Origin of the sequence: Kribbella sp. ALI-6-A (genome assembly GCF_001984195.1) — a bacterium.
Classification (GTDB): Bacteria; Actinomycetota; Actinomycetes; order Propionibacteriales; family Kribbellaceae; genus Kribbella.
This window is the reverse complement of record NZ_MTQN01000011.1, coordinates 915,425-940,438: the sequence shown is the minus strand read 5'-3', so window position 1 is coordinate 940,438 and position 25,014 is coordinate 915,425. Positions and strand designations below refer to the sequence as shown.

Annotated in this window: 26 protein-coding genes; 14 read left to right on the top strand and 12 right to left on the bottom strand. The window is 70.3% G+C overall.

Annotation, left to right across the window (positions count from 1 at the left end; all coding sequences use genetic code 11):
• Window positions 1–77: 77 nt before the first annotated feature.
• From BWI15_RS24970 to BWI15_RS24960, 3 genes are read left to right on the top strand one after another with little or no spacing between them, the layout of a single operon-like run.
• Window positions 78–1,244: an ROK family glucokinase gene (locus BWI15_RS24970; protein ID WP_077016870.1), complete on the top strand. Its 1,167-nt coding sequence runs from the start codon at window positions 78–80 to the stop codon at window positions 1,242–1,244.
• Window positions 1,241–1,951 (top strand): endonuclease/exonuclease/phosphatase family protein, encoded by a 711-nt coding sequence (locus tag BWI15_RS24965; protein WP_077016869.1) that lies wholly within the window; start codon window positions 1,241–1,243, stop codon window positions 1,949–1,951. Before BWI15_RS24970 ends, BWI15_RS24965 begins: the two co-directional genes overlap by 4 nt.
• Window positions 1,952–1,991: 40 nt before the next feature.
• Complete coding sequence (locus BWI15_RS24960; RefSeq protein ID WP_077016868.1) at window positions 1,992–2,756, top strand: SDR family oxidoreductase; 765 nt, start codon at window positions 1,992–1,994, stop codon at window positions 2,754–2,756.
• On the opposite strand, the gene BWI15_RS24955 is transcribed toward BWI15_RS24960, so the two are convergent.
• From BWI15_RS24955 to BWI15_RS24930, 6 genes are all read right to left on the bottom strand, one after another.
• The gene (locus BWI15_RS24955; protein ID WP_330359536.1) at window positions 2,757–3,506 is read right to left on the bottom strand and encodes an enoyl-CoA hydratase family protein; all 750 of its coding nucleotides are present in this window, start codon (window positions 3,504–3,506) and stop codon (window positions 2,757–2,759) included. It abuts the gene before it with no gap.
• Window positions 3,507–3,689: 183 nt separating this feature from the next.
• On the bottom strand, window positions 3,690–4,070 hold the full coding sequence (locus tag BWI15_RS24950; protein ID WP_077016866.1) for a VOC family protein: 381 nt from the start codon (window positions 4,068–4,070) through the stop codon (window positions 3,690–3,692).
• A gap of 38 nt (window positions 4,071–4,108) precedes the next feature.
• Complete coding sequence (locus BWI15_RS24945; protein ID WP_077016865.1) at window positions 4,109–4,525, bottom strand: YybH family protein; 417 nt, start codon at window positions 4,523–4,525, stop codon at window positions 4,109–4,111.
• A 54-nt stretch (window positions 4,526–4,579) separates the two neighbouring features.
• Complete coding sequence (locus BWI15_RS24940; RefSeq protein WP_077016864.1) at window positions 4,580–5,809, bottom strand: ornithine cyclodeaminase; 1,230 nt, start codon at window positions 5,807–5,809, stop codon at window positions 4,580–4,582.
• Between the two features lie 71 nt (window positions 5,810–5,880).
• A complete protein-coding gene (locus tag BWI15_RS24935; RefSeq protein WP_077016863.1) occupies window positions 5,881–6,675 on the bottom strand; it encodes a hypothetical protein in 795 nt (264 codons plus the stop codon).
• Complete coding sequence (locus BWI15_RS24930; RefSeq protein ID WP_077016862.1) at window positions 6,668–7,432, bottom strand: alpha/beta hydrolase; 765 nt, start codon at window positions 7,430–7,432, stop codon at window positions 6,668–6,670. The genes BWI15_RS24935 and BWI15_RS24930 overlap by 8 nt, the downstream gene beginning before the upstream one ends.
• Window positions 7,433–7,690: 258 nt before the next feature.
• Here BWI15_RS24930 and BWI15_RS24925 point away from each other — a divergent pair, with 258 nt between their 5' ends.
• Genes BWI15_RS24925 through BWI15_RS24910 form a run of 4 tightly spaced genes read left to right on the top strand, consistent with a single transcriptional unit; the run spans window position 7,691 to window position 11,349 of the window.
• The gene (locus BWI15_RS24925) at window positions 7,691–8,461 is read left to right on the top strand and encodes a lysophospholipid acyltransferase family protein (protein WP_077016861.1); all 771 of its coding nucleotides are present in this window, start codon (window positions 7,691–7,693) and stop codon (window positions 8,459–8,461) included.
• 50 nt (window positions 8,462–8,511) lie between these two features.
• On the top strand, window positions 8,512–8,913 hold the full coding sequence (locus BWI15_RS24920; protein WP_077016860.1) for a DUF2237 family protein: 402 nt from the start codon (window positions 8,512–8,514) through the stop codon (window positions 8,911–8,913).
• A 43-nt stretch (window positions 8,914–8,956) separates the two neighbouring features.
• Entirely contained in the window at window positions 8,957–10,330 is a 1,374-nt protein-coding gene (locus BWI15_RS24915) for a class II 3-deoxy-7-phosphoheptulonate synthase (RefSeq protein ID WP_077016859.1), read from the top strand.
• Complete coding sequence (locus BWI15_RS24910) at window positions 10,327–11,349, top strand: threonine aldolase family protein (protein ID WP_077016858.1); 1,023 nt, start codon at window positions 10,327–10,329, stop codon at window positions 11,347–11,349. Before BWI15_RS24915 ends, BWI15_RS24910 begins: the two co-directional genes overlap by 4 nt.
• Before the next feature lie 127 nt (window positions 11,350–11,476).
• Here BWI15_RS24910 and BWI15_RS40760 read toward each other — a convergent pair whose 3' ends face one another.
• Entirely contained in the window at window positions 11,477–11,812 is a 336-nt protein-coding gene (locus BWI15_RS40760) for a sigma factor-like helix-turn-helix DNA-binding protein (protein WP_077016857.1), read from the bottom strand.
• 29 nt (window positions 11,813–11,841) lie between these two features.
• Between BWI15_RS40760 and BWI15_RS24900 the strand changes: the two genes are divergently transcribed.
• Window positions 11,842–12,090: a hypothetical protein gene (locus BWI15_RS24900; protein WP_077016856.1), complete on the top strand. Its 249-nt coding sequence runs from the start codon at window positions 11,842–11,844 to the stop codon at window positions 12,088–12,090.
• A gap of 74 nt (window positions 12,091–12,164) precedes the next feature.
• Window positions 12,165–13,142 (top strand): ribose-phosphate diphosphokinase, encoded by a 978-nt coding sequence (locus BWI15_RS24895; RefSeq protein ID WP_077016855.1) that lies wholly within the window; start codon window positions 12,165–12,167, stop codon window positions 13,140–13,142.
• A 46-nt stretch (window positions 13,143–13,188) separates the two neighbouring features.
• Here BWI15_RS24895 and BWI15_RS24890 read toward each other — a convergent pair whose 3' ends face one another.
• Window positions 13,189–16,290 carry a DPP IV N-terminal domain-containing protein gene (locus tag BWI15_RS24890; RefSeq protein ID WP_077017262.1) on the bottom strand — a complete coding sequence of 1,034 codons (3,102 nt, stop codon included), beginning with the start codon at window positions 16,288–16,290 and terminating at the stop codon, window positions 13,189–13,191.
• Window positions 16,291–16,470: 180 nt separating this feature from the next.
• Between BWI15_RS24890 and BWI15_RS24885 the strand changes: the two genes are divergently transcribed.
• Entirely contained in the window at window positions 16,471–17,058 is a 588-nt protein-coding gene (locus BWI15_RS24885; protein WP_237771445.1) for a hypothetical protein, read from the top strand.
• Here the strand turns inward: BWI15_RS24885 and BWI15_RS24880 are convergent, their stop codons facing one another.
• Window positions 17,059–17,559: an SRPBCC domain-containing protein gene (locus BWI15_RS24880; RefSeq protein ID WP_077016853.1), complete on the bottom strand. Its 501-nt coding sequence runs from the start codon at window positions 17,557–17,559 to the stop codon at window positions 17,059–17,061. It lies immediately after the preceding gene.
• Between the two features lie 104 nt (window positions 17,560–17,663).
• Between BWI15_RS24880 and BWI15_RS24875 the strand changes: the two genes are divergently transcribed.
• A complete protein-coding gene (locus tag BWI15_RS24875; RefSeq protein ID WP_077016852.1) occupies window positions 17,664–18,734 on the top strand; it encodes a glycoside hydrolase family 172 protein in 1,071 nt (356 codons plus the stop codon).
• Here the strand turns inward: BWI15_RS24875 and BWI15_RS24870 are convergent.
• Together BWI15_RS24870 and BWI15_RS24865 are read right to left on the bottom strand one after the other, a co-directional pair.
• Window positions 18,731–19,933 (bottom strand): glucoamylase, encoded by a 1,203-nt coding sequence (locus BWI15_RS24870; protein WP_077016851.1) that lies wholly within the window; start codon window positions 19,931–19,933, stop codon window positions 18,731–18,733. The genes BWI15_RS24875 and BWI15_RS24870 overlap by 4 nt on opposite strands.
• A 10-nt stretch (window positions 19,934–19,943) precedes the next feature.
• Window positions 19,944–20,825, bottom strand: coding sequence for a DMT family transporter (locus BWI15_RS24865; RefSeq protein WP_077017261.1), 882 nt, complete (start codon window positions 20,823–20,825; stop codon window positions 19,944–19,946).
• A 92-nt stretch (window positions 20,826–20,917) separates the two neighbouring features.
• Between BWI15_RS24865 and BWI15_RS24860 the strand changes: the two genes are divergently transcribed.
• The 3 genes from BWI15_RS24860 to BWI15_RS40185 are packed head-to-tail and all read left to right on the top strand — an operon-like array spanning window position 20,918 to window position 23,003.
• A complete protein-coding gene (locus BWI15_RS24860) occupies window positions 20,918–21,253 on the top strand; it encodes an ArsR/SmtB family transcription factor (RefSeq protein WP_083750984.1) in 336 nt (111 codons plus the stop codon).
• A complete protein-coding gene (locus BWI15_RS24855) occupies window positions 21,250–22,068 on the top strand; it encodes a VOC family protein (protein WP_077016850.1) in 819 nt (272 codons plus the stop codon). Before BWI15_RS24860 ends, BWI15_RS24855 begins: the two co-directional genes overlap by 4 nt.
• Window positions 22,068–23,003: an alpha/beta fold hydrolase gene (locus BWI15_RS40185; protein WP_237771444.1), complete on the top strand. Its 936-nt coding sequence runs from the start codon at window positions 22,068–22,070 to the stop codon at window positions 23,001–23,003. The genes BWI15_RS24855 and BWI15_RS40185 overlap by 1 nt, the downstream gene beginning before the upstream one ends.
• 3 nt (window positions 23,004–23,006) lie before the next feature.
• Here BWI15_RS40185 and pknB read toward each other — a convergent pair whose 3' ends face one another.
• On the bottom strand, window positions 23,007–25,004 hold the full coding sequence (pknB, locus tag BWI15_RS24840; protein WP_077016849.1) for a Stk1 family PASTA domain-containing Ser/Thr kinase: 1,998 nt from the start codon (window positions 25,002–25,004) through the stop codon (window positions 23,007–23,009).
• Window positions 25,005–25,014 lie beyond the last annotated feature (10 nt).

The following is a 25,014-nucleotide window of genomic DNA, read 5'->3' as shown; positions in this document are numbered from 1 at the left end:
AGGCGGTTGTTGGTCCGGCGTGATTGGCTGGGAGTGGTCCAGGAGGCTGCTGGGGGTACGGCGAGGAGGGTCGTGCGATGGCTCTGACACAGGCGCTGACGATCGGGATCGACATCGGCGGCACCAAGGTGGCCGCCGGGGTGGTCGACCCCGAGGGCAACATCCTGGACCGGCTGCGCCGGGACACCCCGACCAAGGACCCGCGCGAGACCGAGGACGCGATCGCGGACATCGTCCGGGACCTGGAGTCGCGGCACGACGTGATCGCGGTCGGCATCGGCGCGGCCGGGTTCGTCGACGGGACGCGCTCGTCGGTGCTGTTCGCCCCGCACCTGGCCTGGCGGCACGAGCCGCTGCGGGACGCGGTCGAACGCCGGCTCGGTCTGCCGGTGGTGGTCGAGAACGACGCGAACGCCGCGGCCTGGTCGGAGTGGCGCTTCGGTGGCGGACAGGGCGAGAGCCACCTGGTCTGCGTGACGCTCGGGACCGGCATCGGCGGCGCGATCCTGAACGACGGCGCTCTGCAGCGCGGGAAGTTCGGGATCGCCGGCGAGTTCGGCCACATGCAGGTGGTGCCGGGCGGTCACCGGTGCGAGTGCGGCAACCGCGGCTGCTGGGAGCAGTACGCGTCGGGCAACGCGCTGACCCGCGAGGCTCGGGAGCTCGCGCTGTCCGGATCGCCCGTCGCGCACAACTTGCTGCGCGCCGCCGCGGGTGATCCGCGCAAGATCAACGGGCCGATGGTGACCGAGCTGGCCAAGGACGGCGACCCGGTGGCGGTCGAGCTGCTCGAGGACGTCGGCCGCTGGCTGGGCATCGGCCTGGCCAACCTGGCGGCCGCGCTCGACCCGGGGACGTTCGTGATCGGCGGCGGGGTGTCGGACGCGGGCGAGCTGCTGCTGGCGCCGGCGCGGGAGGCGTTCAAGCGCACGCTGACCGGGCGGGGATTCCGGCCGGAGGCGCGGATCGTGCGCGCCGTACTGGGACCGGAGGCCGGCATGGTCGGTGCGGCGGACCTCGCGCGCGAGGAGGCGACCTGGTTGCGCCGGGTCCGGGTGAAGACGACCGCGGTGACCGCGAAGACGGCGGCGGCTCGCGGCGGACGCTCGACCCGCTTGGATCGCGCCGCCCGCAAGTCCGCGAGCCGTAGGACCGGGATGCGCGCCGCTGTCGATCCGGAATTGCAGCCCGGTCAGCTCCAGCTGAACAAGACCGCCGAGCTGCAGGGCGACCCGGAGGCATGAGCCAGGGCCCGTCGCTGCGGGTGCTGTCGTACAACGTGCACCGGTGGGGTGACGACCGCGAGGCCTTGGCGCGCGTCGTCCGGGCCTGCGCGCCGGACGTCGCGCTGATCCAGGAAGCGCCGACCTGGTGGGGGACGCGGCGCAAGCGCCGGGCGATGGCGGCGACGTTCGGCATGACGTACGTCGCCGGTGCCGCGCGCAACGCGATCTTGGTTGCCGGCAGCACCCAAGTGGTCGACCCCTCGCACTGGCGAGTCTGGCGCCCGTTCGTCCGGCGGCGGTTCCGGCTGATCGCGACCCAGCTCCCCGGCGGCGCCATCGGCGGTCGCGTCACCCTGGGCTCGACCGACCTTGCCCTCGCCGTCTGCCACCTCGGTCTGCACATCCGCGGCCGGCAGCACGAGCTGGAGCAGGTGCTGAAGGGCTGCAGGTCGTTCGGCGTCCCGTTCTTGCTCGTGGGTGACCTCAACGAGGAACCCGACGGCCCGGTGTGGAAGCGGCTGGCCGACGAAGGCCTCACCGACCTCGGCGCCGACGCGGGCCCGACGTTCCACTCCGACAATCCCGAACGCCGCATCGACGGCGCGCACCTGTCGCCCGAGCTGACCGGCCGCGTGATCCCGCTCGGGACCGTCGACGGCGTCACCCGCGAGGATCTCGCGAAGGGCTCGGACCACCTTCCCCTGTTGATCGAACTGACCGAATAACGAGTGGCCGCCGCACCGAGCTCGACGGCAGGATGAAGCCATGAGCGAGACGAAGCGGCCGGTCGCACTGGTCACCGGAGTCGGACGCCGGATCGGGATCGGCGCGGGCATCGCGGAAGGCCTCGCCGCGTCCGGGTGGGACGTTGCCTTCAGCTACCTCACCGGGTACGACGAACGCATGCCGTGGGGCCCCGACGCCGAGGCCCGGGCCGAGCTCACCGGCGTACTGGAAGCACACGGCGCCCGAGTGCTCGCGGTCGAAGCCGATCTGCAGGACGTCGAGGCGCCGGCCGCGCTGATCACACAGGTGCGCGAAGGCCTGGGGCCGGTGCGGGCGCTGGTGATGGCGCACTGCGAGAGCGTCGACAGCAGCATCCTCGACACGACGGTCGAGAGCTTCGACCGGCACTTCGCCGTCAACGCGCGGGCGGTCTGGCTGCTGATCAAGGCGTACGCCGAGCAGTACGACGCGCCGTTCGGCACCGGGCGGATCGTCGCGCTGACCAGCGACCACACGACGCACAACCTGCCGTACGGCGCGAGCAAGGGTGCGCTCGACCGGATCACGCTGGCCGCCGCGGAGGAGTTGAAGCATCTCGGCCTGACCGCGAACGTGGTCAACCCGGGGCCCGTCGACACCGGCTGGATGTCGCCGCAGATCAAGCGGTGGGGGATCGAGGCGACCGCTCTGGGCCGCCTCGGCACTCCACGCGACACCGCGAACCTGATCAGCTTCCTCTGCTCGGAGCAGGGCGGCTGGATGAACGGCCAGCTGCTCTACAGCAACGGGGGCTTCAAGCCCTGACTACTTCTTCCGGCGGTTGAGGAAGGCAAGCATCGCCTCTTGCGCGGCGTCCGAACCGAACAGGCTCGCCGACAGCTCCGCCAGTTCCTTGCCGCGGGCATCGATGTCGGCGAGCAGTTCGCGGGTGAGCAGCTTCTTGGTCTCGCGCAGTCCCTGCGGTGCGCCCTTGAGCAGTGACGCCAGTACGCCGCCGATCGCGTCGTCCAGCTCCTCGTCCGGGACCGCGCGAGTGACCAGTCCGAGGCGTGCGGCCTCCGTGCCGTCGAAGCCGTCGCCCGTGAGGAAGGTGAGCGAGGCGGCGCGATCGGTGAGCCGGGGGAGCACGGTGAGCGAGATCGTCGCGGCCGCGAGCCCGAGCCGGACCTCGGTCAGCGCGAAGGTCGAACTGGTCCCGGCGACGCTGATGTCGGCCGCCGCGACGATGCCGATCCCGCCGGCCCGCACCGGCCCCGCGACCCGGGCGACCACCGGCTTCGGGTTCGCGACGATCGCGCGCTGCACGTCGACCATGCGCTGCGCGCCGACGCCCATGCCGACCGTCGTCGCCTCGGACAGATCGGCGCCGGAGCAGAACACGTCGAGTGCCGACCGGATCACCACGACCCGGACCGCGTCGTCCGCACCGGCCGTCTCCAGCCGCTCCAGCAGTTCACCGGTGAGCTGCTGGGACAGCGCGTTCTTGTTGTGCGGCGAGTCCAGCGTGATCGTCGCGACGCCGTCGGCCAGCTCGAGATGCACCAGTTCGCTCATGCGAGCCATCCTGCCCTGCCGACACACCCGTACGCCGTAACCGGCCCCACACCTCCCATCCCGTTCTTCCCGCCTCGCCTCATTTGGGGGTTAACCCATCAAATGCGGACAAGGGAGGACAGGTGGCGGGTGGCGGAGCGGGGGAAAGGTTCGGCGCCGGGGTTCAGTCGACGGGCAAACGGCTCAGTCCACGTACAAGCAGAACGGATGCCCGGCCGGGTCCAGCATCACCCGGACGTCGTCCTGGGGCTGGTAGTCGGCCAGTTCCGCGCCCGCCTCGAGTGCGTGGGCGACCGCCTCGTCCAGGTCGTCGACCTCGAGGTCCAGGTGCATCGACATCTGCGGCTTGCCGTTCTCGGCCGGCCAGACCGGGCGCTGGTACTTCGGCTCGGTCTGGAAGGCCAGGTTGTAGCCGGCGTCCTTGGACGGCGCGAGCGTGACCCAGTTCGGCTCGTCGGTGAAGATCTGCCAGCCGAGCAGCCGCTGGTAGAACCGGCCGAGTTCCCGGGCGTCCGGTGCGTCGAGTGCGACGCCGAACCAGTGTGCTTTCGTTCGGAGTGCCATGGATCACACCCTGCCGCCAAGTCACGGCAGGGTCCAGCTCACGACGGCGGTGCCTTCGGGCTGAGCGGATCGCCGTGCCGATGGACGATCGCCCAGTCGCCGTGCTCCTTGCGGAACACCATCGTCGTCCGCAGCACGTGTGGGTGTTCACCCGGCCGGTCGACGTACCGCACCGTGCAGCGTTCGATCGCGACCGTGTACGCCGTGTCGGACCCGGCGTGCTTGTCCAAGTACTCGAACTCGACCTTCGCGCCGCTCGGCCGGAACTGCGCCGAGGCCCACTCGTAGCGCGGGCCGATCTGCGACCAGCCGACCTCGTGCCCGCCGAAGCCGCCGAAGATCGAGGTCTGTTCGCTGCGCGAGACCAGCGCCAGCCACAACGACGGATCCCCGTTGACGAAGGCGGTGTTGGCTTCCTCGAACCGGCGCAGGAACGACTCGAACTGCAACGTCATCAGGTCTCCCTCGGGTGGGCGCGCTGGGACTCGCCCCCACGATAGAACCCGAGGTTACTTGGCCCGGTCGTAGTCCGGGTTCAGCTCACGGGCCAGGTGCTCGATGAACAGGCCGACGTCGGTCACGATGCCGCGGGCCTGCGACGAGCCGCGGTCGGCCAGCTTGGTCACGGTCGCGGGATTGATGTCGACGCAGGTGAGCGGGATCGAGGCCGGCAGGATGTTGCCGGTGGCAACCGAGTGCAGCATGGTCGCCGCCATCAGGCAGTAGCCGACGCCGGGCAGCGCGGCCCGCATCGCCCGCTGACCTTCCAGGACGTCGGTGTAGACGTCGGGCAGCGGACCGTCGTCACGCACCGAGCCGACCAGCACGTACGTGCCGCCCTTCTTCACCAGCGCGTGCATCACGCCGGAGGTGAGCACGCCCTGCTCGACGGCGGCCGCGATCGAGCCGGCCTTGCGAATCGTGTTGATCGCGCGGATGTGGTGCTCGTGGCCGTGCTCGACGCCCCGGCCGCGGGCCAGGTCGACGCCGAGCGACGTCCCGTACAGCGAGGACTCGATGTCGTGGGTGGCCAGCGCGTTGCCGGCGAACAGCACGTCGACGTACCCGGCCTCGACGATCGCGACCATGGCCGGCGCCGCGCCGGTGTGCACGATGCCCGGGCCGCCGACCCAGAGCACCTTCTGGCCGTTCGCCTTCGCCTCGCGCATTCCGTCGGCGACCTGCTTGACCAGCACCCGCTGCGGCTTCTCGCTGGAGACGTCGGACTCCATGAAGCCGAACGACTCCTCGGTGTTCGCCACGATCGGCGGGGTCACCTTGACGCCCTGGGCGCTGGTGATGATCCGCATCCCGGCCTTCACGTCCGACATCGGGATGGTCCGCACGCCGCCGTTCTCGACCAGCAGGCCGCAGTCCATCTCCGGGTTGGTGACCTGCACCCAGTGGTTGTCCAGCCGGACGCTGGTCGGCAGGTTGGTGGTGGAGTAGAAACCGTCGGGGAAGACGCCGTCCTGGGTCACCTCGGTGATCTCCGCCGTGCCGGGATTGACCAGGTTCGCGCCCTTGGTCTGGATCCGCATCAGCAGCCGCTGCAGCGCTTCCTCGTCCTCGGCGCCGACCGTCATCCGGACCGTCGACGGGTCGTCCTTGTCGTAGCCGAGGTCGAACTTGTCCAGCGTGTACTCGCCGCCGTAGCCACGGATGTCGTCCAGCACCCGGGACAGCAGCCCGGAGTCCATCAGGTGGCCGGTGATCTCGACCGTCTCGGTGACCTGCACGGGGTGCCTCCTCCGTCAGCGGGGATGTCGGATTGTCCGACGATCCGCCACTCTAGCGCCTGAAGCAGGTGCTACACCACGGCGCCGTCGTCCGGGGTGTCCTCGGGCGGCAGGCGGTCGTTCATCCGGATCACCAGAGTGAGGAAACCGGCCATGAAGCCGACCACGCCGAGCAGCGTGATCCGGCCGGTGCCGAAGTCCAGCAGCGCGGCCAGGATGAGCAGCAGCGGACCACCGGTCAGGCCGAGCCAGGCGGCGCGGCTGATCCAGTCCAGCCGCGGGCCGCGGGCGGGCTCCGGCGGGATGTAGTGGTCGTGCGGGTCGTCACTGCGCCGCGGCGGGGGCTCCTTCGGTGGCTCCTCGTCGGTGTCGCCGACGATCAGACCGGCCGGTACGTCGATCAGCGGCTCGTACGAGTTCTCGTCGACGTCCTCACTGGCCGGCCAGCGCGGCACCGGCGGCTCGTCGTGCCCGGGAGCCGACGGCGCGTTGAACTGCTCGACCAGCGACTTCCACTCGGCGTCCTCGGTGCTGCGGTCGATCACTCCGCGGGCCTTGTCCACCGCGTCGGCGTCCACGAAGATCTCCTCGAACCCGGCCGGCACCTTGCGTGCCGGCACCTCCGCCTTCGCCGGGGCCTCCGCCTTCGACGAACTGTCGGCGACCATCGGCTCGTCGTCGGCCGGGGCGAGGTCCTCGGGCTGCTCGGGCTCCGCGGACAGCTTGGTCTCCTCCTCCGACCCCGGCGGCGCGCAGTACGCCGCGATCCCGGCCTCGGCCAGGGCGGACAGGACCGGGGTGGTGACCAGGGGATCGATGCCGCCCATCGACGTGTACGTCGCGGCGGTCAGGCCGTTGTCACGCATCGGTGCCGATCCGGCGGACGAAGTCGGTCGTGCCGGCGAAGATGCGGGGAGCGTCGTTGTCCAGAGTAGCCACGTGATAACTGTCCTCGAGCAGGGTCTCGGTGACGTCGCGGGACGAGATCCGGGACAGCACCGTGCGCCCGGAGCTCGGTTCGACGACGTGATCGACAGTACTGCGGAACAGCAGCACCGGCTGAGTCACCTTCGGCAGGTCCTCGCGGGTGATCTTCCACAGCTGCGACAGCGAGAACAGTGCGCGCAGCGGCATCCGGTCGTAGGCACCCTCGTCCACGCCGGGCTTCTTGATGTCGTTGCAGATGCCGGGGAACGACGGCACGATCCGGTGCAGCACCGGGAGCAGCGCGAGGCGCTTGTCGTCGGTCCGCACCGACGGGTTCACCAGGATCAGTCCGGCCACGTCCTCGCCGTGCTGCTCGGCCAGCCGCAGCACCAGGCACCCGCCCATCGACAGCCCGGCCAGGAAGACCCGGTCGTGCTCCTTGCGCAGCCGCTCGAACTCGTTGTCGAGCACGGCGTACCAGTCGTGCCAGGTGGTCGTGTTCGCCTCGCGCCAGTGCGTGCCGTGCCCAGGCAGTCGCGGGACGGCGACGCCGTACCCCTCGGCGGCCAGGTGTTCCGCGAACGGGCGCATCGACTTCGGCGACCCGGTGAAGCCGTGACTGAGCAGGATCCCGATGCCGGCGTTCGGGCCGGAGCCGGGACTGCGGAACTCTTCCGCATGGGCTAACACGGGCACAGGTGCTCCTCAGCGTTCGCGTGGTGCCTGAGTCGTAATGGTCGCAGCCGGCCGGCCCGTCGCCCACCCCGTCCAGGGTGTCGGTCCGGCCACAGTGCCAGTCTGCAACCACAGGTCAACACGGAGTGCAACCCCCTCATTCCCTGGCAGTGACGTTGCCTGAGGAGGAAGCTGGAACGTAAGGTCCTGCCCGGCGGGTGCACTGTGCCCGGAGATGAGCGACACTGGAGCTGGCCGAAGGGTGGAGGTGGAGGGCACGTGCTGTACCTGTTCCTCAGGCGGTTCCTGGTCGCTCCGATCGCGAAGCTCCTGTTCCGGCCGAAGGTGACCGGGCTGGAGAACATCCCGGAGACCGGCCCGGCGCTGCTGGTCAGCAACCATCTCGCGTTCTCCGACTCGATCTTCCTGCCGGTCGCCGTCCCGCGCCAGATCGTCTTCCCGGCCAAGTCGGAGTACTTCACCGGCCCCGGGCTCAAGGGCAAGCTGGTCGCCACGTTCTTCCGCTCGATCGGCCAGATCCCGATCGACCGCTCCGGCGGCCGCGCGTCGCTGGCCGCGCTGAACACCGGCCTGGAGATCCTCGGCAAGGGCGAGCTGTTCGGCATCTACCCCGAGGGCACCCGCTCGCCCGACGGCCGGCTGTACAAGGGCAAGACCGGCGTCGCCCGGATGGCGATCGTGGCCGGCGTTCCGGTCATCCCGGTCGCGATGATCGACACCGAGAAGATCAACCCGCCCGGCACGGTGATCCCGAAGTGGTTCGTCAAGGAGCCCGGCCGCCGGCTGCCGCGCCTGGTCCGCCCCGGCGTCGCGATCGGCAAGCCGCTGGACTTCTCCCGCTACGAGGGCATGGAGCGCGACCGGTTCGTCCTGCGCTCGGTCACCGACGAGATCATGTACGCGATGATGGAGCTGTCCGGCCAGGAGTACGTCGACATGTACGCCGAGAAGGCCAAGGAACTGCTCAAGGCCGGCGAGAACATCGACGACCACCTCAAGCCCCGGCTGGACGACACCAAGGCCTCCTGAGCCTCACTCGTCGATCGGCACCTCACCGCGGCGACCAGACGTAGGTGAGGATGGTGCCCGTGGAGAACGAGCTGAACGTGCTGGGTGCCGAGCTGGAGGAGTGCGGGACCGATCCGGTGACCGGGTTCTTCCGGGACGGCTGTTGCAGCACGGGACCCGAGGATCTGGGCAGCCACACCGTCTGCGCGGTGATGACGGCCGAGTTCCTGGCCTACCAGCAGTCGGTGGGCAACGACCTGAGTACGCCGCGGCCGGAGCTGGGCTTCGCCGGGCTGAAGCCGGGGGACCGGTGGTGCGTGGTCGCGGTGCGGTGGCTGCAGGCGTACCACGCGGGCGTCGCGGCGCCCGTCGTGCTGGCCTCGACGCACCGGCGGGCGCTCGACACGATCCCGCTGGCGGTGCTGCGCGAGCACGCGGTCGACGTACCACCTGACCTCAGCTCGCTGGAGTGAGACGGCCGCGCACCGATCGTGGCGGCTCGAATATGGTTGGCGTATGCAATTCGCGACGTTGAACGAAGGCGTGGTGCCGGGTGTGCCGAGCCTGGACGAGCTGCGGGACCTCAAACCGCTCCAGCAGCCCGAGTGGCCGGACCCGGTGGCGCTGGAGCAGGTGATCGGCCAGTTGCGCAAGCTGCCGCCGCTGGTGTTCGCCGGGGAGTGCGACGACCTGACCGCCAAGATCGGCGCCGTCGCCCGCGGTGAGGCGTTCCTGCTCCAGGGCGGCGACTGCGCCGAGACGTTCGACGGCGTGACCGCGGAGAACATCCGCGCCAAGCTCCGGGTGCTGCTGCAGATGTCGGTCGTGCTCCAGTACGCCGCGAGCGTGCCGGTGGTGAAGGTCGGCCGGATCGCCGGCCAGTACGCCAAGCCGCGCAGCTCCGGCGACGAGACCCGCGACGGCGTCACGCTTCCGTCGTACCGGGGTGACGCGGTGAACGGCATCGAGTTCACCCCCGAGGCCCGGATCCCGGACCCGGAGCGGCTGCGCGGGGTCTACAACGCGGCCGCCGCGACGCTGAACCTGACCCGCGCGTTCACCACCGGTGGTTACGCCGACCTGCACCAGGTGCACGCCTGGAACACCGACTTCGTCCGGTCCTCGCCGGTCGGGCAGAAGTACGAGCGGCTGGCCGGTGAGATCGAGCGCGCGCTGGCCTTCATGCGGGCCTGCGGCGCCACCTCCGACGAGTTCCGCACGGTCGACTTCTACGCCTCGCACGAGGCACTGATCCTGGAGTACGAGCACGCGCTGACCCGGATCGACTCGCGCACCGAGCTGCCGTACGACGTGTCCGGTCACCTGCTCTGGGTCGGCGAGCGGACCCGGCAGCTGGACGGCGCGCACGTGGAGTTCCTGGCGTCGCTGAGCAACCCGCTCGGGGTGAAGATCGGCCCGACCACCACGCCGGACTACATCCGCGCGCTGATCGACAAGCTGAACCCGAAGGGCATCGAGGGCCGGCTCACGTTCATCACCCGGATGGGCGCGGGCAAGATCCGCGAGGCGCTGCCGCCGCTGCTGGAGGCGGTCCGCGACCACGGCTCGCCGATCGCCTGGGTTTGCGACCCGATGCACGGCAACACCTACGAGACGCCGAACGGCTACAAGACCCGCAACTTCGACGACGTGATGCACGAGGTGCAGGGGTTCTTCGACGCCCACGAGCAGGTCGGCACCTGGCCGGGTGGTCTGCACGTCGAGCTGACCGGCGACGACGTCACGGAGTGCCTGGGCGGCGGTGAGGCACTGGTCGCCGAGGACCTGGTCAACCGGTACGAGACCGCCTGCGACCCCCGGCTGAACCGGCACCAGTCGCTCGAGCTGTCGTTCATGGTGGCCGAGCGGCTGCGCGGGGCACAGTCGTGATCGATCTGCGCTCCGACACCGTCACGCGGCCCTCAGCCGGCATGCTGGCGGCGATGACGAGCGCGCCGGTCGGCGACGACGTGTACGGCGAGGACCCGACGATCGCCGCGCTCGAGGAGCGGGTCGCCGACCTGCTCGGGCACGAGGCGGCGCTGTTCGTCGTGACCGGCTCGCTGGCGAATATCCTCGGCGTCCGCGCGCTGGTGCCGCCTGGTTCCGAGGTGCTGTGCGAGTCGCGGGCCCACATCGCCCGCGCCGAGCTCGGCGCCCACGCGGCCGTCAGCGGTGTCACCACCCGGAACTGGACCACCCCCGACGGCCAGATCGACCTCGACCAGATCCGCGAGCTGATCGCGCCCGACCTCGGCCCGTACTTCGTGCAGACCGCGGCGGTCTCGGTCGAGAACACCCACAACTTCGGCGGCGGTTCGATCCAGCACTCCTACGACGCGCTGGCCGATCTGCTCGACGAGGCCGGACTGCCGCTGCACCTCGACGGCGCCCGCCTGTGGAACGCGTCGGTCGCGACCGGCGTACCGATGGCCGCGTTCGGGTCTCGGGCCGCCGCGGTCAGCGTCTGCCTGTCGAAGGGCCTGGGTGCGCCGGTCGGATCGGTCCTGGCCGGTTCGGCCGAGCTGATCCGCGAGGCCCGGGTCTGGCGCAAGCGTCTCGGCGCCGGCTGGCGCCAGGCGGGCGTGCTCGCCGCGGCCGGTCTCTACGCCCTCGACCACAACGTCGAACGCCTCGCCGAAGACCACGCCAACGCCCGCCGGATCGCCGAGATCCTCGCCGACGCGGCCCCCGGCTCGGTCAAGCCAGACCAGGTCGAGACCAACATCGTGGTCGCCGACCTCGCCACCACCGGGCGGACGGTCGCCCAGGTGGTCGCGGGGGCGAAGGAGGCCGGGGTGCTGGTCGGGGGAGTGGGCGCGACGCAGCTCCGGCTGGTCACCCACCTCGACGCCTCGGCCGACGACTGCCGTCAGGCCGCGGAGACGATCGCGGGCTTGCTGCACTGAGCGAGTCAGCGCGGACCGGCCGGTCGTAGCACGCACGGCCCGAACGTGCCGGTGCGCACGAAGCCCATCCGTTCCCCGGTAATCCACCGGTTGCCGCTCGGCGGGGCGTTGAAATCCGTTGCCTCGATCAACAAGGTGGCGTCCTTGAAGTCCGCCGGCCTGATCGTGTACGAGTGCCCGTGCGACTGCTGGCCGTCCCAGTTGTCCGTCCGGACCCACTGGCCGTCGAATCCGACGCGTCGACGGCGGGCGCCGGCGGTGACGAGGGTTCTGGCTGGATCCCGGCGGCGGACCTGAGCCGCCGCCGGGCGCGGTGCAGCCGGACTCCGGCCGCGATGGTGGAACAGCCGAGCGCGACAGCGAGCTCGCTGCCGGACAGCCCTTCCCAGGCGTTGAGCAACAGAACCTGCTGGTCCTTGACGCTGAGGCGGGTACGACTCGGGCTGCTTTCACCACATCGCACCGCACCGACGGATCACCTACCATGAGCGGGTGCTGCCGCTGGTGCGTCCGGGTGGGCGGTTCGGGATCGTGACGTTCGCGGCCGAGCGGATGGCGACGCCGGGTGACGAGGAGATCGTGCTGACCGGCGACACCGCCGGGGGCATGGCCTTCTCGCTCGACGACCTGGCGGCGATCTTCGCGCCGCTCGACGTTGTCGAGCTGCGGGCGGTCCGGTCCGGCGTCGAGGGTGCCTTCGGCCCGGACTTCCTGAACGCCGGGCTGTTCGCTGTCCACTAATCGCCAGGGGCGGCGGGCGTCGGGTGGGCTCAAGGTAGGCTGACGGCGTCGGGTCACAGCGTCCGGGGAGAGCCGTGCGAGAGATCGTCGTGTTCAGCGGTAGTGCTCATTCCGGCCTTGCCGAGCAGGTGTGTGCCGATCTCGGAGTCGACCTGTCGCCGGTGGAGATCCACCGGTTCAGCAACGACTGCCTGCAGGTTCAGCTGCAGGTCAACTGCCGCCAGCGCGACGTCTACATCGTCCAGCCGCTGGTGCCGCCGACGCAGGAGCACCTGATGGAGCTGCTGCTGATGATCGACGCCGCGCGGGGGGCCTCGGCGGCGCAGATCACCGCCGTGATGCCGCACTACGCGTACGCGCGGTCGGACAAGAAGGACGCGTCGCGGATCTCGATCGGCGCCCGGCTGGTGGCCGATCTGCTGGTCGCGGCGGGCGTGGACCGGGTGCTGACGATGGCGCTGCACGCGCCGCAGGTGCACGGGTTCTTCTCGGTGCCGGTCGACCACCTGACCGCGATCGGCGTACTGGCCGACCACTTCCGCGGCACGGACCTGAGCAACACCGTCGTGGTCAGCCCGGACCTGGGCAACGCGAAGACCGCGACCCAGTTCGCGCGGTTGCTCGGACTGCCGGTGGCGGCGGGGAGCAAGCAGCGGCTGGCCGACGACCGGGTGGTGATCGACGCGATCGTCGGCGACGTGGCCGGCAAGAAGGCGATCGTGCTGGACGACGAGATCGCGACCGGTGGCTCGATCATCGAGCTGCTGGACCGGCTGAAGGATCTCGGCTGCACGCAGGCCGCGGTTGCCTGCACGCACGGGCTGTTCGCCGGCAAGGCGGTCGAGCGGTTGCGGGCGCACCCGTCGATCACCGAGGTGATCAGCACCGACACCGTCCCGCGTCCGGACGGCTTCCCGGAGCTGCAGGTCAGCTCGGTGTCCAAGCTGTTCGCCGCCGCGATCCAGCGGATCCACGACGGCGAATCGGTCAGCAGCCTGTTCGACGGCGTCGACCCGACGCACGGCCCGCCGCAGCCCAAGCTCCCGTTCTGACGGCGACGAGATCGGGAGCACCGGACGCCCGGTGCTCCCGATCGCCTCAGCCTTCGCAGCACACGCGGTGCAGCCACTCCGGCTCGTGCCACCAGTACTCGCTGTCGTGCGAGTGAGCCTGATCCCGGCGTAGCGGCCGCGGCCCTGCGCTCGCCTTGGCCGTCGTCGCGAACGGCTCGAGCAACTCGTCGACCGTGTGCAGCCGCCCGGCGACCATCACCTGCTGCACGTCGGCGGCATGCCGGATGTCGGCCAGCGGATTGCCCCGTACGAACGACAGATCCGCCTGCGCGCCCGGTTTCACGACGGCCAGTGTGTCCTCCAGATTCAGCCAGCGCGCCGGATTCCGGGTCGCGGTCGTCAGTGCCTCGTACGGCGTGAAGCCGCCGGCCACCATCGAGCGCAGGTTCGCGTGCAGCGACACCGCGACGTTGTCCAGCGGCGCGTCCGTGCCGGCGATCACCAGCCCGCCGCCGCGATGGATCCGCAGCACCATGTCGACGTTGCCGCGGAGCAGTTCGCGCGTCGTCGCCCCGGCCGGTCCGGACGCGGTGTTCACCTCGGCCTGGAACGCGGCGTACTCCCAGCTCGGGAAGAGCGTGGTGGTCCGCCGATCGGTCAGCAGCGACGGGTCGTCGACGTGGGCGATGGTCGAGTTGAACAGCGTCGGCGTGACCGACAGCCCGGCGCGGGTGAACAGCGTGATCACGTCGGCGTACGCGCGGCCGAGCCGGCTGACCGTGTGCGAGTAGCCGAGCCGGTTGGTCGCGCCGGTGTGTTCCATCCCGTCCATGCCGAGATGCTCGGCGGGGTAGAGGTAGTGCGACGACAGTTGCAGCCCGAGCCGGTGCACGGCCGCGATCGCCCGCCGCTGGTACTCGACCGGCAACCGCACGTACGTCTTGACCAGGTCGTAGCCGATGCCCTCGACCCGATCGATCTCCATTCCGAGCTGCCGCAACGACAACGTCGGACGCATGAAGTTGTAGTAGACCCGCGAGCCGTCGATCGCCTCACCGGTCGCGAAGTACCGCGGGCCGGTCAGAGAACCGTGAGAGAGCGCTTCCCGCGTCTCCTGCATCTGGTACACGGGATCGCCGGGAGAGCGCGTACTCGTGATCCCGTACGACAGCCAGAGATTGCCCTGCCGCGCACCCCAGGCCCGGCCACGCAGGTGCCAGTGGTTGTGCGCGTCGATCAGTCCGGGCATCACGGTCAATCCGGACGCGTCGATGTCGGCAGTGCCGCGATGCGGGCGGACGGCGGCGATCTTCGACCCGTCGAGCACCACATCCACGTCCTCGCGCAGCTCCTGAGCGCGGCCGTCCCAGAGTGCTCCGGCGTGGATCGTGACGTGCTGGTTCACCGTCGCCCGTCGCCAGGTGAGGTCGAGCCGGACGGTCCGCGGCCGAGCGCCGTCGACATCCGTACGGCGCAACCGCCCGTTGTTCAGGTAGAGCAGGGTCCGGTCGTCCAGCCAGACCGGCGAATCGGTGACCTCACTCGTCACGGCGCGCGGCTTGCCGGTGAACCGCCCGCGCCGATCAACCGGTACGACGTACAGCAGGCTCTCGACGACGAAGGCCAGCCGGCGGCCGTCGGGGGAGAAGACCGGGCCGTCGTCGCCGCGGGTCGCGAGTGAGCGGAACGGCATCGGTTCGACGTACTCGAAGGCGGTGGTGGCGACGTCGACGTACAGGAGCTGGCTGGTGCCCTCCCGGAACCGCTTCGAGAACGGTTTGACCGCCGCCAGCACGATGGTCTTCCCGTCCGCCGACCAGCTGACCCGGCCGGGCTGGAACAGCGTCGGCGTGATCTGACGTACCTGCTGCGAGCGGAGATCGAGGATCCAGGCGATGCCGTCCTGATCCTGGTATGCGATCTGCCTGCCGTCCGGGGAGAACCTCGGCGCGGTCTGGGCCCCGGGCAACGACGACAGCTTGGTGTCGGTGCCCTTGGCAAGGTCGTGCAGCCACAGGTCCGCCGTACCGTCGCGGTCGCTTGCGTAGAGCAACGTCTTGCCGTCGGGGGAGAAGTCGGGGTCGGAGTTGAAGTAGCCGTCGGCAACGATCTTGCGCGGGGTGCCGCTGCCGTCGGTCCGGGCGAGCCAGAGCGCGTTGAGCGCGCGGAAGCTGAGCCACCGTCCGTCCGGGGAGACGGCCGGGCTCGCGATCCCCTTCACCGCTCGAGGCCTGGTCGATTCGATGTCCGGACGCTTCGGCCGGGGGCGCCCCGACGTGACCGGCACGACCGCGGTGAACGCGATCGCTTGTGCCGCGCCGCCGACCCGGTGCTTCATCACCTGGCCGTCCGCGGTGTAGAAGAGCTCGTTCGCCGACGCCCAGGACGGCGGCAGGGCGAAGACGTCCTTGCCGCTGGTCACCACCGCGTCGCCGATCACCAGATCACTCGCCGGTCCGGTCAGCCGGACGTACGCGAGCTTCCCGTCCGGCGAGTACGACGGCCCGAACACCGTCGTCCCCGCCTGCGCCGGTACGACGGTCCGCCGGGCGCCGGTGGTCAGGTCGAGCTCGACGATCGCGGCGGTGTCGACGGTGAACGCGATCTTCCGGCCGTCGGGGGAGACGGCCGGCTCGGCCTCCTCGGTCGGGTCGTCGGTGAGCGCGACGATCGCGCCGGTTCGCAGATCCAGCCGGTGGATGCCGTAGCTACTGCCGCCGCGGTCGGAGGAGAACACGATCGCCCGGCCGTCCGGCGTGAAGTGCGGCTCGCGGTGGTCGTACCGGCCCTTGGTGAGCTGGCGGAGTCCGTGCCCGTCCGGGCGAATCGTCCACAGGTGGAAGTTGCCGTCGCGGTAGGACTGGAAGACGAGCTGCTGCCCGTCCGGTGACCACCGCGGCCGGGTGGCGTCCTGCAGGTCGTCGGTCAGCCGGGTCGCGCGGCCGCCACTGGCCGGGGTCACCCAGATCGCGGTGACCAGATCGAACGCCAGCCGGCGTCCGTCCGGGGAGACCGCGACCATGAAGTTCGTGCCTTGCGTCAAGGTGGCGTGGTTGCCGCCGGTCCTTTGCTCGGCTGAGGCCGCGGCTTCGGTGATCGGCAGCGATCCAGCCGCGGCGACGCCGCCGGTGAGTTGCAGAGCGCGACGACGGGAGATGCTCCAGACAGCGGGGTCTTCGTGGTTCACGGTCGGATCCAATCCCTCGGGGCGGTGGGACGAATCCGAATCTGCCAGCAGTGTCTGTAGTCGTTGAGCCTGTACGGCGGGTCACGCGACGAACGGACGATTCGCTGCGCCGAACGGCCGCGCCACCGCGCGCCGCCGCCGACCGCGGCGGCCCGCTGCGCCTGCTCTATCGTCTGCGGCATGAGTTCTGTTTCCCCCGACGGCCGGGCGGGAGCGGCATCGACCTCCGGCACCCTCGGGCGTCTGACCGCCTCCCCGAAGGTCCGCGCGATGCTCGCCGCGGTTGCCTGCGTCCTGATCGCGCTGATCGCCGCGCTCGCGGTGGACAGCCGGCTCGATCGGCACTGGCTGGTCCGCGGGCTCACGCTGCTGCTCGCGCTCGGCTGCGCGGCCGTGCTCGGGGTTGAGAACGGACGCCGCGCCCGGCGGATCATCGCCGGCGTCGGGATGCTGATGTTCGGCTTCGTCTTCCCGGTGACATCGACGACCTGGGCGACCCCACCGGAGATCGACTTCGCGCTCGCGGTCGCGGACGACGCCGAAGCGGCCGCGACGAAGGACGCGATGAGTGCCGTCACCGTCGACCACGTCAAAGCGGCGGCCGAAGCCCGCGGTGGCGCGATCGGCTCGCCGGTCACCGAGAAGTCGCCCGAGCCCCGCGGTGCGACCGAGTACCCGCTGATCGTGCGCCCGGACAAGAACAAGGGCCGCCCCTGGGCCTGCCTCACCTTCGAGCACGGCTTCACGGCGAAGATTCGCGCCTGCTGATCAGTACTCGCGCGCCAGCTCCTCGGCCCGCACGAACGGATCCCACGTCACCGGTACGCCGTCGAGCTGCGCCGAGACCACCTCGAGACCGGCTTCCCACCCGGCGGCCGCAGGCCCGGCAACCTCGCGATCGCTGAGCACGTTGGTGAACACCAGCCGGCACCCGTCCGCCGTACCGGTGAGCTCCCAGCTGAGAATTTCGCCCATCCACTCGTACTCGAGCAGGTGCGGCGGCTCGTTCCGAAGCATCCGGCCGTTCGGCGTGCGCTCCGGATCGTCCGCCATCCCGTACGTCGCGCGCTGACGCTCGGTCACGCCGAAGAACAGTTCCTTCCCGGCCGGCGTCGACAGATCCACGATTGCGGGAAACCAGGCCGCCAGCTGCGCCGGGTCGGTCAGCGCCCGCCACACCTTCTCCGGCGGATGCGCGAACAACCGGACGAAGCGGATCGCGACCCGCCCGTCGTCGGTGGCGTGCAGCGTGCCGCGCTCAGATGCCATGGCCGGATATAACCAGATCAGCATGTAAGAGCAAGCCGTCCAGCAGATGAGAAATCGATTTCTCACATCACCATCCGGCCGATCACCGGCTTAGGCTCCCGGGCATGACTCTTGGGAATCTGACCGGAATCAGCGCCGTCGCCAACGTCCAGAGCCGCTCGATCAGCGCGGAGAACCCGACCGGCGAGCCCGGCCAGGGTGGACGCCGGACCGAGGGGACCGGCGCCCACGCGGCGCGCGACCTCGGGCAGGGCTGGAAGGTGTCGCCGTCGATCGAGATCGGGCCGGGGGAGACCGCGACGCTCGCGGACATCGCCGGCAGCGGCTGCATCACCCACATCTGGCTCACCACGCACACCGACAACTGGCGGCGGCTGGTGCTGCGCTCGTACTGGGACGGCGACGAGGCGCCCGCGGTCGAGGCGCCGGTCGGCGACTTCTTCTGCTCCGGCTGGGGCCGGTTCGCCCAGGTCAACGCGCTGCCGGTCTCGGTGAACCCGAACGGCGGCTTCAACTGCTACTGGGAGATGCCGTTCCGCGAGCAGGCCCGGCTGACGATCGAGAACACGTCCGACGAGAAGGTGATCGTCTACTTCCAGGTCGACTACTGGCTCGGCGAGGTGGCGGCCAAGTCGGCGTACCTGCATGCGCAGTGGCGGCGGAGCAACCCGCTGCCGTCGAAGACCGTGCACACCCTGCTCGACGGCGTCGAAGGGCCGGGCCACTACGTCGGCACCTACATCGCGTGGGGCGTGAACAGCTCGGGCTGGTGGGGCGAGGGTGAGGTCAAGTTCTACCTGGACGGCGAGGAGTACCCGACGATCTGCGGCACCGGCACCGAGGACTACTTCGGCGGCGCCTGGAACTTCGACCTCGGGCCGGACCGCGGCGGCTACGCCGAGTTCAGTACGCCGTACCTCGGGATGCCGCAGGTGATCCGGCCGGACGGCCAGTACGCGAGCCAGCAGCGGTTCGGCATGTACCGCTTCCACCTACCCGACCCGATCCGCTTCCGCGAGTCGCTGCGCGTCGACGTCCAGGCCCTCGGCTGGCGCTCGGGCGGCCGCTACCTGCCGCTGCAGGACGACATCGCGTCGACGGCGTTCTTCTACTCGTCGAAGACCAGCACCACCCGCCCCGAGGCACCGACCCATGACGTGATGGAGATCTGCTAGGGCACCGGAAGCGGGCGATCCAGCGCCGCGACGGTCAGTACGACGACCGCCGACGTCCAGCCGAGCGGGGCTTCGCCGGCCGGCTGCAGGTCGCGGTTGACCTTCTCCGGTAGGGCTCCGCTCGGGGTGCGATGTGTGTCGAGCCACCGCAGAAGTTCCTCGGCAGTCGCTCGGTCGCCGCGGGCTGCGGCGCTCAAAGCGAAGAGAGCGGTTTGTGGGGTCCAGGCGACGCCGTCGGCGCGCCACTGTTCGCCGGGGGTGACGCCGCCGTTCGGCTGGGTCAGGACGTGTCTGGTCCGGGTGATCACTTCGTCGATCCAGGGATCGGCGGGGGCGAAGGGTGGGCCGAGGATCGTGACGATCGCGTCGGCGCCGCCGCCGACGCCGATGCGCAGGCCTGGTTCCAGCAGGCTGACCGACCGGGCGGGAGTGCGCGGGTAGTCGGGAGCGAAGTGGCGATTTGTTGCCTTGGACAACCGGTCGAGCGCGGTCTGCCAGCGTTCGGCATCGGCTGGATGGCCGAGCTCTCGGGCGATCGCCAGACCCGCGCGGAGGCCGGTGAGCAGGGGAGCGACCGTGCCGAGGGTGACCTCGGTTTCCGGCCGTTCCCAATAGTCGGGTGACGGGCCCGGGAGGCCGTTCGGGCCGAGCTCGGCGACGATCTGGTCGGCGGACTCCTTGACCATCGGCCAGTACCTCGCCAGGTCCCGATCGCAGAACCAGGTCGCCCACACCACCCAACCGGATCCGTCGAGCTGCGGCTCACGCCCATCGTTCGGTACGCCGCCCGTCTCGGCGAAGTAGCGCGCTTCCCAGCGGCCGGCCCTCGGGCGGACCCGGTCGAGGAACGCGAGCACGCGCGCCGCCTCGTCGTACTGGCCGATCGCGCAGCGCGCCGCCGCGACGAACGACGCGTCCCGCGGCCAGACGAACCGCCACGGCCCGTCGTTGCCGGCCAAGGTCGCGCCGTTGGCCAGGGTGAGGGCGTCGAGATCGGCGAGCGCGTGCCGCACGAGTTCGGCGTACGGCGTGGTGGCGGTGGCTGCGGGCAATGGTCTGCCGGGGATGCCGTCGGCGACCAGCTGCGGCTGCGGATTCCGGTCCAGGTTGGAGATGGTGCCGCCGGCAAGGACCGCGAGCAGGACGGCGATCACGGCGGCCGGGAATCCCCGGACCCGTCGCGCGCTGTCGTCCCGCATCACCGGCTCCCTACTGGGCGAGGTGCTGGACCTCGGCCTCGATCTTCTTCCGTGGCGCCAGTTCGACCAGGTACATCGCCGCCATCACGAACGCGCCGCCGATCAGCATCCGTGCGGTCACGCTCTCCGACCCGAACAGTACGGCGAACCCGGACGCGAACACCGGCTCCATCGTCATCGCGATCGCCGCGCGCGTCGGCGTGAGATGCGCCTGCGCCCAGGTTTGCACGATCAGCGCCAGCGCTCCCGCGACCAGCGCCATGTAGACCACCCGGACCCAGTCGCCACCGCCGGACGGCGGGGTGAAGCCACCGGGGATCGCGCCGATCGCGCACACGACGGTGATCACCACCATCTGCAGTGCCGAGAGGCCGAACGCGTTGGACGGTGTCGACCAGGCGCCGAGGCCGATGATGTGCAGCGCGTACAGGCCGGCCGAAGCCAGCGTGAGCAGCTCACCCGTGCCGAGGCTGAAGTCGCGCAGGGACAGTACGCCGAGGCCGACCGTCGCGAGCACGACCGCGATCCAGGCCCAGCGGCCGATCTTGTGCCGCAGGATCACCGCGGCCAGCAACGGCGTGAACACGACGTACATGCCGGTGACGAACCCCGAGACGCTCGCCGACGTGTGCCGCAGGCCCTCGGTCTGGACGAGCTGCGCGATGCCGTACGTGACGCCGAGCGCGACGCCGCGGCCACGGTCGAGTCGGCTGAGCCGGGCGATCGCCGGGGGATGGACCAGGATCAGCGCGACGGCGGCGATCAGGAAGCGCAACGCCAAGTAGTCGGCGACGTCCATCCTGTCCAGCAGGTCCTTGGTCAGGAAGAACGTGGACCCCCAGGCCGCGGCGACCGCGAGCAGGGCGATCACAGCGACGCGCGGGTGATTCACGAGCAAAGCTAAGCAGACACCTGACAGGGCGACCAAAATCCGGGTGCTGCGAGGTCTTGCCAATAGTTAACCGTCAGCGTAACTATTGCGGCATGGTGAACGATCAGGTCGACCGGTTCTTCGAGGTGCTGGCGGACCCGACCCGGCGACAGGTGGTGCGTCTGCTGGGAGAGGGGCCGCAGCGCGCCGGTCGGTTGGCGGCCGCGACCGGTGTCTCGTCCCCGGCGATGAGCCGGCACCTGCGGATCCTGCTGGCGGCCGGCCTGGTGACCGACGAGCGGGTCGCGGAGGACGCGCGGGTGAGGGTGTTCCGGCTGCGGCCGGAGCCGGTGGTCGCGGTGCAGGCCTGGCTCGATCAGGTGCAGGCGCACTGGCAGGAGCAGTTGGGGGCGTTCAAGAAGCACGTCGACGAGAGGGAGACACCGTGACCGAGCAGTCCGCGTCCGCAACCGTTGAGGTCGCCGCCGATCCGGCGACGGCATTCCGGATCTTCACCGAGGAGATCGACCTGTGGTGGGTCCGCGGCCCGATCAACTTCTTCGACTCCGCCCGCGCGGTGCAGATGCGGATCGAGCCCGGCGTCGGCGGCCGGATCCTGGAGGTCTATCGAGTCACGGCCGATCCCTCCGGCGAGGACGCGCTCGAGCTCGGCCGGATCACGATCTGGGAGCCGGGCGCGCGCTTGGGCTACCGCAGTTCCGTCGACGACACCGAAACCGAGATCGCGTTCGAACCCGTCGACGCCGGCACCCGCGTCACCGTCGAGCAGAGACTGCTGCCCGGAGGCGAGAAGGCCTTCTACATGTGGCCCAACGTCATCGGCTGGTTCCCGAACTGGGTGTCCCGCCGCGACTCCGCGCCGTCCACGCCGCGCGAGATCGACCGGCTCTCGATCGCCTTGTACTACAGGGATCCGGGCGCGGCCGCGCGCTGGTTGCACACCACGTTCGGCCTCGACTCCTGGGATCGCATCCCCGCCGAGGGCGAGCACGCTCCCTGGATCGAGTTGCAGGTCGGCATCTCCGCGATCCTGCTCTTCGAGCTCGAAGACGACAGCGCACCTCGCGCGGACCACGCCGTCTGGGTGTACGTCGACGACCTCGACGCGCATTTCGCCCGCAGTACCGAGCAGGGGGCCAAGATCGTCAGCGAGATCCACCAGCACGGCTACCGCCGCTACGAGGCCGAAGACCTGGAAGGCCATCGCTGGACCTTCGCGCAGGCTCGCCCCACGATGACCTGATGCCGACGTTCGGAACGATCCAGTACGACGACTCCGGCCGCGGCGACGCGGTGTTGTTGCTGCCGGGGTGGGCGGGGAGCGCGGTCGAGTTCGGGCGGTTGCGGGCTGAGCTGGAGGACGGCTTCCGAGTCGTCTCGGCTGACCTGCCGGGGTCGGGCCGGTCGGGTCCGCAGCCGCGGGAGTACTCCGCGGATTTCTACGCGGAGGACGCGCGGGCCTTTCTCGCGCTGCTCGACGAACTCGGCGTCGGCGCGGCCCACCCGGTCGGGTTCAGCGACGGGGGAGAGGTCGCGCCTGGTCAGCGTCGCCGAGACCCGAAGCGTGGTCACGATCTACAACCCGCACCTCGATCGCACCGAGTACGTCTGGGACGACGTCAGGTCCTAGTCGTCGCTGTCGATTCCGAGAGACGTTGTTCGTCAAGCTGCTGCAGGGTGGATCGAGGACGGGAGTTCGAGATGGCAGCGATCGTGTCGACGGTGGAGGTTGCCGGTACGCCGGACGAGGTGTTCGCGTACGTGGTCGACCCGGACCGGTTTCCGGAGTGGCAGGCCGGCGTCTTGGGTGGGCAGCTGGAGGGGGAGACGGCCGAGGTCGGCGCGAAGTGCACGACGACTCGCCGGATCGGTGGGCGCGAACGGACGGTGGTGTCCGAGCTGGTCCGGCTGGACCCGCCGCGGGCCTGGGGTGTGCGCGGGATCGACGGACCGATCCGCGCCGCGGTCGACGTGACCGTCGAGCCGGTCCCCGGACGCCGCGCGTGCAAGGTGCGGATCGACGTCGACTTTGAGGGACACGGCATCGGCAAGGTCCTGGTTCCACTGCTGGTACGGCCGCAGTCCCGCCGCGAGATGCGCGGCAACATGACCCGTCTGAAGCAGCGGCTCGACGCCGCCGGCGGCTCGGCGTCGGACGACCGTGGCACCGCCGGCTGAGCGTCAGACGATCGTGACGATGACGGTCGTACCCGGCTGGGCCTGTTGGCCCGCGGCGGGGTTCTGGCCGGCGACCAGGTTGAGGCCGAGGTGGAACGGGGCCTGCTCGACCTTCACCTTGAAGCCGGCCTCGGTGAGGATCTTCTGGGCGTCGGCCAGGCCCTTGCGGCGGACGTTGGGGACCTCGACCAGCGGCGGGCCCTTGGAGACGACGAGTTTGACCTTGTCCTTGGCGAACAGGGTGCCGTTGTTCGGCGTCTGGGAGACGACCGAGCCGGCCGGGACCTTCGCGTCGTACTCGTTGGTGCGCTCGACCACGAAGCCGGCCTTGCGCAGCGTGCGGTTGGCCTCCTGGTAGGTCTTGCCGGTCAGGTCGGGCACGGTGATCGGGCGCCGGCCGAGACTGATCCAGAGGTTGACCGTGTTGCCGGGCTTCATCACCGTGTCGAACTTCGGCGTGAACGCGATCACCCGCCCGGCCGGCACGGTCTCGCTGTAGCTGTTGGTGACCCGGCCGGTGACCAGCTTGATCGATTCCAGCGCGCGCCGCGCGGCCTCTTCGTCGAGGCCCTTCAACTGCGGAACCCGATAGCGCTCGGGGCCCTTCGAGACGGTGAGCGCGATCTCGCCGTCCTTGCGGATCCGCTCGCCGGGCGACGGGCTGGTGCCCATCACCTGACCGCGCGGGACGTCTTCGGAGAAGTCCTGGTTCGCCAGCTTCGTGGTGAGGCCGAGTTCGCTCGCCTTGGCCGACGCGTCGGTGGCGGACAGGTTCAGCAGGACCGGCGTCGAGGTGTAGCGGTGGATGCCGTAGTACCAGCCGGCCGTGCCGACACCGATCGCGAGCGCCAGTACGGCGATCAGCGCGATCAGGCCACGACCCCGGCGCACCGGCACCGGCGTGACCCGGGTGGCGGGTGCCGCATCGCGCTCGAGCGGCACGACGATCGTCTCGTTCGGCCGTCCCGGCGGGTGGTAGCCGTTGGACCGCGGTTCCTCGTACGGCGGGTAGCTGTCGCGGCGGTGCTCGACGTACCCGTTGCCGCGCCTGTAGCCGTCGTCGTACCCGGACTCCTCGCGGACCGCCTGCAGCGGCACGGTCAGGTCGCCGGTCAGCTCGGGATCGTCCGGCAGCCCTTCCTCCAGCGCGCTGCGAACCCGGCGAAGCTGCCGGCTCATCACCCGGGCGTCGGCCGGGCGCAGATCGCGATCACGCGCCGTGGCCCGCTGGACCAGCGCGTCGACGTACGGCGGGATGCCGGGCTCGAGCAACGACGGCGCCGGGACGTCGGCGTGCACGTGCGCGTACGCGACCTGGATCGGCGTGTCGCCGGTGTGCGGCTTGCTGCCGGTCAGCAGTTCGTACAGCAGGATGCCGGCCGAGTAGACGTCGGAGCGCGCGTCGGCGCTGCCGTCGGTGACGAGCTCGGGCGCGAGGTAGGAGACCGTGCCCATCAGCAGGCCCTGCGTCGCGGTCTGACCGGTGGTCGTCACCGCGCGGGCCAGGCCGAAGTCGGCGACCTTGACCGTGCCGTCGTGGGAGATCAGCACGTTCTCGGGCTTGATGTCGCGGTGCACGATGCCGGCGTCGTGGGCCGCCGAGAGCGCGGACAGCACCGGCATCAGCAGGTCGAGCGCGCGCGCCGGCGACAGCGGAGCCTGCTCCCGGACGACGTCGCGCAGCGTCCGGCCCGGTACGTACTCCATCGCCAGGAACAGTGTGCCGTCGTCCTCGCCCTGGTCGAACACGGCGACCACGTTCGGGTGCGACAGCTTCGCGGCGGCCCGCGCCTCGGCGACGAACCGGCGGCCGAACTCGGCGTCGTCGCCCATGCCCAGATGCATCACCTTGAGCGCGACGACCCGGTCCAGCCGCATGTCGAGCGCCTCGTAGACGGTCGCCATACCGCCCTTGGCGACGCGCGCACCCACGCGGTACCGCCCGTCGAGCACCCGCCCGACCAGGCGGTCGCCGACCTGGGTGTCTACGTCGTCCGTCACGTGCGGTGAG